This is a genomic window from Paraburkholderia phymatum STM815 (assembly GCF_000020045.1).
Taxonomy (GTDB): Bacteria; Pseudomonadota; Gammaproteobacteria; order Burkholderiales; family Burkholderiaceae; genus Paraburkholderia; species Paraburkholderia phymatum.
Window position 1 is genome coordinate 1,587,861 of sequence record NC_010623.1, and the last position, 13,427, is coordinate 1,601,287.

A 13,427-nucleotide genomic window follows, 5' to 3' on the forward strand; every position below is an offset into this window, starting at 1 on the left:
CGATGCGAGAGCACAATAAAGACGCGCCCGTCGTGCTTGTGGTCGACGACACGGCGGCGAATCTGGGGCTCGTCGTCGATACGCTCGAAGCCGAAGGGCTGCGCGTGGCCGTCGCGCGCGACGGCCACGAAGCGCTGCGCCGCGCCGAACTGGTCAAGCCCGACCTGATCCTGCTCGACGTGATGATGCCAGGTCTCGACGGTTTTCAGACGTGTCGCGCGCTCAAGGACAATCCCGTCACGCGGGATATTCCCGTGATCTTCATGACCTCGCTAACGCAGACAGAGGACAAGATCATGGGCTTCCGCGTCGGCGCGATGGATTTCGTGACCAAGCCGCTGCAAATGGAAGAAGTCGCTGTGCGCGTGCAGACGCATCTCAAGCTGCGTGCGTTGCAAAGGTTGCAGCAGGAACAGAATGCCCGGCTGGAAGAGGAGATCAAGACGCGCATTCAGGCGCAGGATGCGCTGATCGAAGTGCTGAACGGGGTGCGCAACGTGTCAAACGCCATCGCGCACGATCTCCGGACGCCGCTCACGGAGCTGCGATCGAGACTCGAGGTGCTGCTGCTCGGCTTGCGCAAGAAGGGCGACGAAGAGACGCTGGGCCAGCTCGAAGTGGCGATGGCCGACGTGGACCGCGTGATCGGCATTTTCAATGCGCTGCTGCGTCTCGCCGAGATCGATGCGGGCGTGCGGCGCTCGGGTTTTGTCAGAAGCGACGTCGTGACTATCCTGTCGGACGCCGTCGAGTTCTATCAGCCCGTCGCGGAGTTACGCGGCATTTCGCTGACGCTGTTGCTATGTTCGGAAAGGGAGGTACTGGCCGAAGTCGACCCGTTGCTGCTTGCGCAGGCGATCGGTAATCTGATCGACAACGCGCTGAAGTACGCGCAAGACAACGGCGAGGTCGAGGTGTCGCTGTGTGAGCGTAAGGATCGTATCGACGTCACGGTGTCGGATGACGGACCCGGTATCCCCTTCACCGAACGGTCCAAGGTGACAGAGCGGTTCTATCGCGGCGACCGGAGCCGGGGAACCCCTGGCGTCGGACTCGGGCTCGCACTCGTCAAAGCGGTGGCGACGCTGCACCACGGTTTTCTGGAGTTTACTGACAACGAGCCAGGCCTTGCTGCCACCATGACGATCCTCCGGGTCAGCTAGTGGGGAGCCGCGCGGTTCAAGAGCGCCATTGCAGAACAAACCGATACATTGCTGACGTAGAAGCGAGCCTCGTCGAATGTCGGCGATGGGGCGTGTGTTGCCACTCGCGCAACGCTCTCGTCGATTGCACAGCGATGAGTAATTAACGGCGAATAGCGTTGCAAGCCCGGAGTACTTTTTGGGTCGAGGACCCTCACCGGGTTGTCCTGCGCGATATAGCCGTCGGCGCGTTCGGAGACTCATGCAAACCTGCTGGCGGCGTCACCCAGACCCACCGCGGTGATTCAGTTTCGGAAATCAATGCGTTGTCACACATCTCCGTCGCGTGCTGCCGCACGCGGCAGGGAGAGCATCGATTGCATGTAAGAAGAGAGCCATAAAACATGCTTGACGGTGACTCTTTCCCGCTGTGACGAGCGATATTCAGATTTGCTACTCAATGACTCGTGTCCTAACCTTTCGGAATAACTTGCGCAGCAACGAAAGTCCGAAGCGGCAATTCTTGCGGCTGCCCGATTGCACACGAAAGCGATTGGTCGATTGTGGTTCAAGTCACAGCAAACAGCATGCGTATGACGATTGGTGCCTCTCCGATTGCGGGCCGCAGTGAGGCTGGTTGCAGGTGCGCAAGTAATCATGCGCCGACGAAATCAAAGTACTCGGGCTTTCTGGGAGACTATCCCCACTGCAGCAAATCCCAACCCATCATGGAGGAGTGCGAAACCGTTTCCACTTCTGTTTCGAAATATGTGAAACCTCGGTAGCTACGCCAACACTGGCTGGGACCTGACCAGCTGACCGTCATGCAAGCACCGATGCTATTCCCGTGCCCGGATGCTCCTTGACCAGGAGGACAAGCCATGAACAAGCACCTCATGTGGTTTGCGACAGTGCCCGCGCTGCTGTTCGCGAACGTCGCGCATGCACAGCAATACCCTATGCTCGACAACGTCGCGAACCGGCTGGTGCAGAAGTACCAGCAATCGAGTTGTGAACAGTTGTTCCAGGAACGCGCGGCCAAGAAGGGCGTCCCGCCATCGCCGGGCGAGCAAAAGGTGATCCAGGCGATGCGCAGTGATCCGCAGATGCGCGCCGAGTTTATCAACCGGATCGCAGCGCCGATCGCCAACAAGATGTTCGAATGCGGGATGATTCCATGATGCCTGCGGACGGGCCGACATCATCTTGCTACAACCGTGAGGCTGCGATGCATCCCTCCAGTTTTCCTTGGCGCACGATGGTCTTCGCGCTGGCTATGTGCCTCGCCGCGAACGTTGGCGCGCAGCAGGCGCCGTCTGCGAAGCCGACCCAGAAAGCGCCTGGCGGCCACGCGCAGAAGTCCACGGTGCTCGACTATCAGCCGGGCGTCGAGCCCCGTGCGGTCGACGTTCTCAAGGCGGCGAGCGCCCGCCTTGCCGCGGCGAAGTCGATGACGTTCACTGCGATCGTCTCCTATGAGAATCCAAGTCGCCTCGGGCCTCCACTCGTCTACTCGACAAAGTCGGAGATCGTGATGCAGCGGCCGGACAGGCTGAGGGTAATCACCCTTGGTGATGGTCCGCGCTCGGAGTTTTATTACGATGGCAAGACGATGACAGCGTTCGACCCGGCGGAGAACCTGGTCGCTGTCGCCGATGCACCGCCTACACTCGATGCGGCGCTCCAGAAGGCCTACGAGATCGGCGCGATCTACTTCCCGTTCACCGATGTGATCGTGACGGACCCATATAAGGACGTCGCAGACGGATTGAAGGTTGCGTTCTATATCGGCCAATCCAGCGTGGTCGGCGATACGACCACGGATATGGTCGCGTATGTGAGCGGCGATGTGTTCGTTCAGGTCTGGATTGGCACGCAAGACAAGCTTCCACGACGCATCTATGCGGTCTATCTGAACGATCCCGCCCGGCTGCGCCACGTGCTTGCGCTGTCGGACTGGGTCCTGGATCCGCCTGTTCCTGCCGATACCTTCATGCCAGCTAACACGGCCAGCGCAGCACACATCGCGTTCGAGCGCCCCGACATCACGGCAACGCCCCGCATGCAACCTCCGCCGAAGGTCAGGGCCGCCCATCCTCAATGAGGAGGCACATCATGAAGACAGTCGGCATCCACCTGGTCGCTTTGTTGGTCCTTGCGTTCGCCACCGGTTCCGCTTGCGCGTGGCAACATGCGGGCGGCTGGGCGGGTTCCGGTTCGACGACCCGCACCAACGCTTACGGCGGCAGCGAAACGCACACCTACGGGCAAGGCACGACCGCGACCAACCGCTACGGCGACACGGCGACGCACACGCAGGGTTCCGGGCAGACCAGCTACAGCAATCCCTACGGCGGAAGCGCGACCCACACGTATGGTCAGGGCACCACGGCCACTAACCGCTACGGCGATACGGCCACCCACCAGGCAGGCTCTGGACAAACCACTTACACGAATCCGTACGGCGCGAGCGCGACGCACACGTATGGCCAGGGCACGACCGCGACCAATGCATATGGCGGAACGGCGACCCACGCTACCGGATCCGGTTACACCACTTACACAAGCTCGTCGGGTACGACGGCGTATCACAGCACCTATTCCGGTGCGACGTACACCGCTTATCATCCGCCGACGACCGTGAACGTCTATGGGTCCGGATGCTACAACTGCGGCGGCTGGTCGACTGCGGGCGCGGCTGCCGCGGGAGCGGCAGCCGGTGCAGCGGCGGGCGCAGCGATCGCATCGGCCAACACTCAAGCGACCGCGGCGAACGCCTATAACGCCGGCTACGCCGCGGGAGCGACGGCCGCACAGCCGGCGCCTGCCCCCGTCAGTTCAATCTACGCGATGGGCGCGATCTACGCGACGCTGCCCGCCGGCTGTATCAAACCTACGGTTCAGGGTGGCACTTACTACCTGTGTGGTAATACATGGTTCAAGCCTTCCTACGGGGCGAACGGCGTCTATTACCGCGTGGTACCCGCGCCCTGATGGAAACGTTGCGTGGACGCAAATGACGCGACAGGGGCGGCAGGAAAACGACGGCGCACGCACGCAAAACGGCACCGTGCCTTTGGCCAGGAAATCGACGGCTCTACTCTGGGAGCTACCGAACGGGTCTTGGCGTCAATGCATCGATGGTTGCCGTGGATTGGCTTTCACCGATGGATGGGCGAGAGTTGTGGTTCTTGCTTCAATGCTGTCGCAATTTCTTTCGCCGCTTTTTGCAACTCGGGCACATAGCGCCGCGTGGCGTCCGCAAGGCCCACCGCGCGCGAGAGGAAGACGACATTGAGGCTCGCGAGCACGCGATCGTCCGCGCTGATCGCGACGGCCACCGCACCGATCTTCGCCTGCGCGGTCCAGTCGCCGTGATTCGATCCGAAACCATCCTCGCGCACGCGCCGGATCAGCTTGCGCACGAGCGCATCGTTCTTCGCTAGCGCCTGCTGCTCTTCGCCGCCCGCGCCCGAGCGCAGCAGCTCGAGAATGTCCTCGCGCTCCTCGTCGGGACACATCGCGAAGTAGGCGCGGCCCGCTGCCGTCAGCAGGATCGGCAATCGCCGCCCGACCATCGCGCGATGAAACGACAACTGGCTAAAGCGATGCGTCGTCTCGCGGATGATCATCGCGTCGCCGTCGGGCGTGGTCAGATCGGATGGCCACGCGACGCGCTGCAGGAGCTGCCCCATGATAGGCGGCGCCACGGTCGCGATCCGCTCCGTATCGGTGAAGCCTTCGCTCAATGTGCGCACGGCGAGCGTCAGACGGAAGCTGTCGTCGGACGTACTGCGGCGCACGAACCCTTCCTCCATCAACGTTTCGAGCAAGCGTCGCACCGTCGTGCGATGCAGGCCGGTCAGATCGGCGATCTGCTGACTCGTTGCCCGTCCGCCTTCCACGGCGTTCAGTGCCCGCAATACCTGAAGGCCGCGCGCCAGTCCGCGCACGTTAGTGTAGGTCGTCACACCGGAAAACCTTTTTAATTCAACAATGTGCATTGTATGCACATTTCGGAGATTTTGTTGAGGGCGTTTTCTGCCGCCCATAGACTGGACTCACAATTTGAACGAGCGAGAGCGATGCAAGAGGCAGGCGCCGTTCGTTCAGCACATCGGACAAGCCCATTCAGGAGACAAGCATGCGCCCCGCCTTTGACCCGGCGGCCGGCAACGGCCGCGCTCATCCTCACGAAACGACACATCGTTCGATCGTTGCCGATGTCGCCATCATCGGCGCGGGCCCGGTCGGCCTGATGATCGCGAACATTCTCGGTCTGCAGGGCGTGCGCGTCGCCGTGATCGAGAAGCTCGCGCAGATCATCGACTATCCACGCGCCATCGGCCTCGACGACGAAGCGCTGCGCGTCTTCCAGTCGGTCGGGCTCGTCGACGAACTGCTCCCGCATACGACGCCGAATCACTGGATGCGCTTCACGCTGAAAGGGAAGTGCTTCGCGTCGATCGAGCCGCGGACCGACGAGTTCGGCTGGCCGCGCCGCAATGCCTTCATTCAGCCGCTCGCCGATCAGATTCTGTATCGCGGTCTCGCGCGCTTCGCGCATGTATCGACGCTGTTCGGCCACAGCGTCGACAGCTTCGCGCAGGACGAGCGCGGCGTGACGATCGAAGCGACGGACGCGCACGGCGCGAAGGCGACGATCCGGGCCGCGTACATGGTCGGCGCGGACGGCGGCAACAGCTTCGTGCGCCGCACGCTTGACGTGCCGTTCGAAGGCCGCACGAAGCCGAATCAATGGATCGTGCTCGACGTGCGCAACGATCCGATCGGCTCGCCGCATATCTATCTGCATTGCGACGCGCGGCGTCCCTATGTTTCGGCGGCGCTGCCGCACGGCATCCGGCGCTTCGAATTCATGGTGATGCCCGGCGAGACGGAGGAAGAACTCTCGAAGCCGGAGAACATGGCGGCGCTGGTGCGCGGCGTGGTCGCCGATCCGGACAAGGTCGATTACATCCGTCAGCGGGTCTACACACATAACGCGCGGCTTGCGAGCACGTTCCGCGTGAAGCGCATCCTGCTCGCGGGGGACGCCGCGCACATCATGCCGGTGTGGCAGGGGCAGGGCTATAACAGCGGCATTCGCGACGCGAGCAACCTCGGCTGGAAGCTGGCGATGGTCGTGAAAGGCACGGCCCGCGACGCGCTGCTCGATACCTACACGATGGAGCGGCGCGCCCACGCGCGCTCGATGATCCACCTCTCGGAAGTCGCGGGCGATATCTTCGCGCCGACGAGCTTCTTCGGATCGAAAGTGCGCGACGCGTTCGTGCGCAGCTTCAACGTGCTGCCGTCCATGAAGCGCTATTTCGTCGAGATGCGCTTTAAGCCGATGCCGCGCTATGAAGAAGGCGTCGTGCTACTCACGCGCCGCGAGCGGTGCGACGGCCTGCTCGCACGCATGATTGCGAAGCGCGGGCACGCTGCACTCGGACGCCTCATCGGCCTCATGAGCGAGAAGCGCGAATCGCTGATCGGGCGCGTCGTGCATGGCCGCGATGCGCAGGCGGGCACGCCCGTGGGCCGCATGTTCATCCAGCCGCGCGTGCGTCTCGCGGATGGCGGCATCATCCGGCTCGACGACGCGATCGGCAACCGCTTCGCGATCGTCGGCTGGGGCGCGGACCCGACTTTCGGCCTGACGCCCGAGGCGCGCCGCATCTGGCGCGCGCTCGGCGGATGCTTCGTGATCGCGAAGCCCGACCCGCAGCTCGCGTTCCACGATGACGTGCCCGAAGACGTAATCGCCATCGGCGATGTCGACTCGCGCCTGCGCGAATGGTTCTCGCGTGTGCCGGAATCGGTCGTGCTGTTGCGGCCGGATCGCTTCGTGGCCGGCATGTGCGCACGGCAACGCGTATCGGATTGCGTTTCGCAGCTCGCGCAAAAGCTGGCGCTTGCCACGACACCGGACGCAACGGCCAACGACACGACGCTCGCGCCCGCCGCCGACCTGGTGGGAGCCTGACATGCCGATCCATCTCGAATGCATGTCGCACACGCCCTTGCACGGGTATTTCGATCCTGCGCCGGAAGTCGTCGCGGAAGTGGAGCGCGTGCAGCGCGTGGCGCGAGAGCGCGTCGACGCGTTCGATCCGGAACTGGTGATCGTATTCGCCCCGGATCACTACAACGGTTTCTTCTACGACGTGATGCCGCAGTTCTGCATCGGCGTACGAGCAACGGCTATCGGCGATTTCAACAGCGCGGCCGGCCCGTTGCCCGTCGCACGGGATGTGGCGCTCGCGCTCGCGGATGCCGCGCTCGCGAGCGATATCGATGTCGCCGTGTCGTATCGCATGCAGGTCGATCACGGCTGCGCGCAGGCGCTCGACGTGCTCACGGGTGGCATTGACCGATATCCGGTGGTGCCCGTCTTCATCAACTCGGTGGCACCGCCGATGGCCTCGTGCCGCCGCGCCCGATTGCTCGGCGATGCGATCGGCCGTGCCGCCGCGCGCATGAACCGGCGCGTTTTGCTGATCGGCTCAGGCGGCATGTCGCATGAGCCGCCCGTGCCGGAAATCGCGGCCGCGGACGATGTCGTCGCCGAACGCCTGATCGCGGGGCGCAACCCGTCGCCGGAATCGCGCAATGCGCGGCAGTCGCGCACCATCGCCGCGGCGAAAGCATTCGCGGCGGGCGACAGCCGTCTGCATCCGCTCAATCCCGCCTGGGACCGCGCGCTTCTCGAACTCCTCGAACGCGGCGAAATCGCCGCCGCCGATGGCCTCACGAACGAAGCGATCACACGCGATGCAGGCAAATCCGCGCACGAGATCCGCACGTGGGTCGCGGCATTCGGCGCGCTCGCAGCGAGCGGCCCTTACGCGGCATCGATCGATTACTACCGCGCGATTCCCGAATGGATCGCGGGCTTCGGCGCGATGCACGCGCACGAACAGACCCTTTCCAGGAGATAGAACATGTCGGATGACAACCGCATCGAGTCGATGGCCGCGCGCCTGCGTGAAGCGCAGTCCTCGCGTCAGACGATCGCGCCGCTGCGCGAAGCCTGTCCCGAAGGCGACGCGACGCTCGCCTACGCGATCCAGCAGGTCAACAACGACTTGCGCGCGGCGAACGGCGAGCGCCTCGTCGGCAGAAAGATTGGCCTGACTTCGCCGGCGGTGCAGAAGCAACTGGGCGTCGGTCAGCCGGACTTCGGCGCACTGTTCGCGTCGATGGCTTACGGCGACAGCCAGCCGATGCCGCTTGCCTCGCTGGTCCAGCCGAAGGTCGAAGCGGAGATCGCGCTCGTGCTCGAACGCGATCTGACCGCCGAAAAAAACACATTTGCGGATCTGATCGGCGCGACCGCGTATGCGCTGGCCGCAATCGAGGTCGTCGACAGCCGCATCCGCGACTGGGACATCCGCTTCTTCGACACCGTCGCGGACAACGCATCGAGCGCGCTGTTCGTGCTCGGCAGCCGACCGGTTCTGCTGCGCGACATCGACCTTACCGCCTGCGCGATGACGCTCACGCAGGACGGCGAAATCCTGTCGCGCGGCAATGGCACGGCGTGTCTCGGCAATCCGCTCAACGCGGCCGCGTGGCTCGCGGACCGCATGGTGCGGCTCGGCACGCCGCTGCGCGCGGGCGACATCGTGCTGACGGGCGCGCTCGGCCCGATGGTCGCGGTCAAAGCAGCGGGCACCTATACGGCGCATATCGAAGGGCTCGGCAGCGTGCGCGCCAGTTTCAGCGAGTAACAGACGGAGACATCCCCATGGCAACAGACAACACCAAACGCAAGGCCGCGATCATCGGGTCCGGCAACATCGGCACGGACCTGATGATCAAGATCATGCGCCGCAGCCGTCATCTCGACGTCGCGGCGATGGTCGGCATCGACCCGGCCTCCGACGGCCTCGCGCGCGCCGCGAAGCTCGGCGTGGCGACGACGCATGAAGGCGTGCAAGGCCTCACGCGCCTGTCCGTGTTCGACGAGATCGACTTCGTGTTCGATGCGACGTCCGCCGGTGCGCATGTGAAGAACGACGCGTTCCTGCGCACGCTCAAGCCCGGCATTCGCGTGATCGATCTGACGCCCGCCGCGATCGGCCCGTACTGCGTGCCCGTGGTGAATCTCGACGCGCATCTCGATGCGCCGAACGTGAACATGGTCACGTGCGGCGGACAGGCGACGATCCCGATGGTCGCCGCCGTGTCGCGGGTCGCGAAGGTGCATTACGCGGAGATCGTCGCGTCGATCAGCAGCAGGTCGGCGGGACCGGGCACGCGCGCCAACATCGACGAGTTCACGGAGACGACGTCGAAGGCCATTGAAGCGGTCGGCGGCGCGGGCAAGGGCAAGGCGATCATCGTGCTCAATCCGGCCGAGCCGCCGCTCATGATGCGTGACACGGTCTATGTGCTGTCCGAAGCGGCTGACCGCGCGCAGATCGAAGCGTCGGTCGAACGGATGGCGGCGGCCGTGCAGGCCTACGTACCCGGCTATCGGCTGAAGCAGTCCGTGCAGTTCGACGACATCCCCGCCAATGCGCCGCTGCACATTCCCGGCCTCGGCCGTTTCAGCGGACTCAAGACCTCGGTCTTCATCGAAGTGGAAGGCGCGGCGCACTATCTGCCCGCCTACGCGGGCAATCTCGACATCATGACTTCCGCCGCGCTGGCGACGGCCGAGCGCATGGCCGCGTCGCTCGTGAACGCCTGAAGCAAGGAGCATTCGATCATGGACAAGAAACTCTATATCTCCGATGTGACGCTGCGCGACGGCATGCACGCGATTCGTCATCAGTATTCGATTCAGAACGTGCAGGACATCGCCCGCGCGCTGGACGAAGCGAAGGTCGACAGCATCGAGGTCGCGCATGGCGACGGCCTGCAGGGCTCGAGCTTCAACTATGGCTTCGGCGCGCACAGCGATCTCGAATGGATCGAGGCAGTCGCCGATGTGGTGAGGCACGCGAAGATCGCGACGCTGCTTCTGCCCGGCATCGGCACGATTCACGATCTGAAAGCCGCGTACGATGCGGGCGCGCGTGTCGTGCGTGTCGCGACGCATTGCACGGAAGCGGATATTTCGAAGCAGCACATCGAATATGCCCGCAGCCTCGGCATGGACACCGTCGGCTTTCTGATGATGAGCCACATGACGACGCCCGAGAACCTTGCCGTCGAAGCGAAGAAGATGGAAAGCTATGGCGCGACCTGTGTGTACGTGGTCGATTCCGGCGGTGCGATGAACATGAACGACATCCGCGCGCGCTTCATGGCGCTCAAGGCGACGCTCGATCCCGCGACTCAGACGGGCATGCACGCGCATCACAACCTGAGCCTCGGCGTTGCCAACTCGATCGTCGCGGTCGAGGAGGGCTGCGATCGCGTCGATGCGAGTCTCGCGGGCATGGGCGCGGGCGCGGGCAATGCGCCGCTCGAAGTGTTCATTGCGGCGGTCGAGCGCATGGGCTGGCACCACGGCACCGATCTGTATCGCCTGCTCGATGCGGCGGACGATATCGTGCGCCCGCTGCAGGACCGGCCGGTGCGCGTGGACCGCGAGACGCTCGCGCTCGGTTATGCGGGCGTCTATTCGAGCTTCCTGCGGCATTCGGAAATCGCAGCGAACAAGTACGGCCTGAAAGCCGTCGACATTCTCGTCGAGCTGGGCAAGCGGCGCATGGTGGGCGGTCAGGAAGACATGATCGTCGACGTCGCGCTCGATCTGAAAAAGCGCGAAGCGCACGCCTGAACCATCCGATACGCGAAGCGCCATGAAGAGCGCCGCATCGTTCAACCTGGAGACATCAATGAAAACGTCAACGGCTTCATCCGCGCGCGCCGGCGGCGCGCTCACCATCGGCCTGTGCCTCGTGGTCGCGCTGCTCGAAGGGCTCGATCTGCAATCCACCGGCGTCGCCGCGCCGCGCATGGCGCGTGAGTTTCATCTCGCTGTCGCGCAACTCGGCTGGGCGTTCGGCATCGGCGCACTCGGCCTGTTGCCGGGCGCGGCGCTCGGCGGCAGGCTCGCGGACCGCATCGGCCGCAAGCGGGTGCTGATGATGTCGGTCGCGCTGTTCGGGATATTTTCGATTGCGACGACCCAGGTGTGGGATCTGCAGAGCCTGCTTGTCGTGCGATTCCTGACGGGCCTCGGTCTGGGCGCGGCGATGCCGAACCTGATCGCACTGTGCGCAGAAGCAGCGCCGCCCGGACAGCGCGGCACGGCGGTCGGCGCGATGTACTGCGGCATGCCCTTCGGCGCGGCGCTCGCAGCGGTGATCGGCATTCTCAGCCCGGGCGATGAAGGCTGGCGGCATATCTTCTACGTCGGCGGCATCGGGCCCCTCTTGACCTTGCCGCTGCTCGCGCTCTTGCTGAAGGAGTCGACGCATTTCATCGCGGCGAGCCTGTGTGCGACGCTCGAGGCGAAGGAGGGCGTCGTGCGCGCGCTCTTCAGCGACGGCCGCGCGGGCACGACCGTCATGCTGTGGATCAGCTATCTTGGCACGCTGATCGTGCTGTACTTCCTGATGAACTGGCTCCCGTCGATGGTGCTCTCGCGCGGCCTGGCGCCCGTGCAGGCGAGCATCGTGCAGATGATGTTCAACATCGGCGGCGGCATTGGCGCGATCGTGATCGCGGGGCTGATGGATCGCATCGGCAAGCGGCCGGTCGTGGTCGGCATGTATGCGGGCATCGCGGCTGCGCTGCTTGCGCTCGCCAGCGCGACGGGCAGCGTCTCAATGGCGTGCGGCGGACTGCTGGCGGGTCTCTTTCTCGTTGGCGCGCAGTCGGTGCTGTATGCGCTCGCCGGCGGCGCGTATCCGACGCAGGTTCGCGGCACGGGCGTCGGCGCGGCGGTGGCCGTGGGCCGCGTCGGCTCGATGGTCGGCCCGCTGATCGCCGGGCAATTGCTGGCGCTCGGCCAGAGCGCGTCGATGCTCGTGATCTCCAGCATCCCGCTCATCGTGATCGCGGCGCTCGGCGCGCTCGCGGTGGTCGCGAAATTTCCGCGCGAGTCGGCCGACGGCTCGCGCACGCTTGGAACCGAATCGATCTGACGAAGGATATCGACATGACTGACACTGTGACTCATACGGAAGCCGCGACCAGCAAGTACGTGAACGTGCTGGAAGGCGGCACGGAACTGCGCGTGCATTACAACGACACCGGCGCGGGCAAGGAAACGCTCGTCCTGCTGCACGGCTCCGGTCCGGGCGCGAGCGGCTGGGCCAACTTCTATCGCAATGTGGATGCGTTCGCGAACGCCGGTTATCGCGTGATCCTCGTCGACTGTCCCGGCTGGGGCAAAAGCGATTCGATCGTCTGCACCGGCTCGCGCTCCGACCTCAACGCGCGCGTGCTGAAGGGCGTGCTGGATACGCTTGGCATCGAGCGCGCGCATCTCGTCGGCAACTCGATGGGCGGGCATAGCGCGGTGGCCTTCGCGCTGTCGTATCCGGAGCGTGTCGGCAAGCTGGTGCTGATGGGCGGCGGCACGGGCGGTCCGAGCCAGTTCGTGCCGATGCCGACGGAAGGCATCAAGCTGCTGCAAGGACTGTATCGGGACCCGACGCTCGAGAACCTGAAGAAGATGCTCAACGTCTTCGTCTACGATGCGAGCACGATGACGGAAGAGCTGATGCAGACGCGGCTCGATAACATGCTCGCGCGGCGTGATCATCTCGAGAACTTCGTCAAGAGTCTGACGGCCAATCCGAAGCAGTTCCCGGACTATGGTCACCGGCTGAACGAGATCAAGGCGCCGGCGCTCGTGATCTGGGGGCGTGATGATCGATTCGTGCCGTTGGACGTCGGGTTGCGCCTCGTGTGGGGTCTGCCGAATGCCGAATTTCATGTGTTCGGGCGCTGCGGGCATTGGGCGCAGTGGGAGCATGCAGAGCGATTCAATCAGATGCTACTGGACTTCCTGGGGCAATAAGGATTTGGATTGCACCGAACACGGTTGCAGTAGCGGTCCTGATCCCTTTCGACGGGCGGCTCCGGGGTCGGAAGCTGCCGATGCTCGATAGAAGGGCGTCGGCCAAAGCAGCTATCGTGACCATTCGCCGACGGCTACTTTGGGGCCCTTCTGAAACAGGTTTCCCAGCAGGGGCAAGCCGGGTGGGCATGGCAGATCCGCGACAGTCCGCACAATCTCTTTCGTGTTGAGATGAAGGTCTGCCATGCTTTCCTCCGCTTTGCCCGCTACAACAGCTATCAGGCCAGCGGTCGAATGTTCTGATTCATGTGGAGCACGAGGAAGTTATAGCCTTCGCGGCGGTGCGGGAA

The 13,427-nt window shown here is 64.0% G+C and carries 12 protein-coding genes; 11 read left to right on the forward strand and 1 reads right to left on the reverse strand.

The window, feature by feature from the left end:
* Window positions 1–2: 2 nt before the first annotated feature.
* The 4 genes from BPHY_RS22780 (at window position 3) to BPHY_RS22795 (ending at window position 4,136) form a co-directional block, all read left to right on the forward strand.
* Window positions 3–1,163 (forward strand): hybrid sensor histidine kinase/response regulator, encoded by a 1,161-nt coding sequence (locus BPHY_RS22780; RefSeq protein ID WP_012403814.1) that lies wholly within the window; start codon window positions 3–5, stop codon window positions 1,161–1,163.
* A gap of 860 nt (window positions 1,164–2,023) precedes the next feature.
* Complete coding sequence (locus BPHY_RS22785; protein ID WP_012403815.1) at window positions 2,024–2,323, forward strand: hypothetical protein; 300 nt, start codon at window positions 2,024–2,026, stop codon at window positions 2,321–2,323.
* A gap of 47 nt (window positions 2,324–2,370) precedes the next feature.
* Window positions 2,371–3,246 (forward strand): DUF2092 domain-containing protein, encoded by an 876-nt coding sequence (locus BPHY_RS22790; protein ID WP_012403816.1) that lies wholly within the window; start codon window positions 2,371–2,373, stop codon window positions 3,244–3,246.
* Window positions 3,247–3,257: 11 nt separating this feature from the next.
* A complete protein-coding gene (locus BPHY_RS22795; RefSeq protein ID WP_012403817.1) occupies window positions 3,258–4,136 on the forward strand; it encodes a hypothetical protein in 879 nt (292 codons plus the stop codon).
* Window positions 4,137–4,303: 167 nt separating this feature from the next.
* On the opposite strand, the gene BPHY_RS22800 is transcribed toward BPHY_RS22795, so the two are convergent.
* Window positions 4,304–5,113 (reverse strand): DNA-binding transcriptional regulator, encoded by an 810-nt coding sequence (locus BPHY_RS22800; protein WP_041764564.1) that lies wholly within the window; start codon window positions 5,111–5,113, stop codon window positions 4,304–4,306.
* 173 nt (window positions 5,114–5,286) lie between these two features.
* On the opposite strand from BPHY_RS22800, the gene BPHY_RS22805 reads away from it, so the two are divergent.
* Genes BPHY_RS22805 through BPHY_RS22835 form a run of 7 tightly spaced genes read left to right on the forward strand, consistent with a single transcriptional unit; the run spans window position 5,287 to window position 13,077 of the window.
* Window positions 5,287–7,134 carry a bifunctional 3-(3-hydroxy-phenyl)propionate/3-hydroxycinnamic acid hydroxylase gene (locus BPHY_RS22805; RefSeq protein WP_012403819.1) on the forward strand — a complete coding sequence of 616 codons (1,848 nt, stop codon included), beginning with the start codon at window positions 5,287–5,289 and terminating at the stop codon, window positions 7,132–7,134.
* A 1-nt stretch (window position 7,135) separates the two neighbouring features.
* Entirely contained in the window at window positions 7,136–8,089 is a 954-nt protein-coding gene (locus BPHY_RS22810) for a 3-carboxyethylcatechol 2,3-dioxygenase (protein WP_012403820.1), read from the forward strand.
* 3 nt (window positions 8,090–8,092) lie between these two features.
* Window positions 8,093–8,881 (forward strand): 2-keto-4-pentenoate hydratase, encoded by a 789-nt coding sequence (mhpD, locus tag BPHY_RS22815; RefSeq protein ID WP_012403821.1) that lies wholly within the window; start codon window positions 8,093–8,095, stop codon window positions 8,879–8,881.
* 17 nt (window positions 8,882–8,898) lie between these two features.
* Window positions 8,899–9,846: an acetaldehyde dehydrogenase (acetylating) gene (locus BPHY_RS22820; RefSeq protein WP_012403822.1), complete on the forward strand. Its 948-nt coding sequence runs from the start codon at window positions 8,899–8,901 to the stop codon at window positions 9,844–9,846.
* Between the two features lie 15 nt (window positions 9,847–9,861).
* Window positions 9,862–10,884: a 4-hydroxy-2-oxovalerate aldolase gene (dmpG, locus tag BPHY_RS22825; protein ID WP_322789037.1), complete on the forward strand. Its 1,023-nt coding sequence runs from the start codon at window positions 9,862–9,864 to the stop codon at window positions 10,882–10,884.
* Between the two features lie 58 nt (window positions 10,885–10,942).
* Window positions 10,943–12,196 (forward strand): 3-(3-hydroxy-phenyl)propionate transporter MhpT, encoded by a 1,254-nt coding sequence (gene mhpT / locus BPHY_RS22830; protein WP_012403824.1) that lies wholly within the window; start codon window positions 10,943–10,945, stop codon window positions 12,194–12,196.
* A gap of 14 nt (window positions 12,197–12,210) precedes the next feature.
* Window positions 12,211–13,077: an alpha/beta fold hydrolase gene (locus BPHY_RS22835; protein ID WP_012403825.1), complete on the forward strand. Its 867-nt coding sequence runs from the start codon at window positions 12,211–12,213 to the stop codon at window positions 13,075–13,077.
* The last annotated feature ends 350 nt before the right edge of the window (window positions 13,078–13,427 follow it).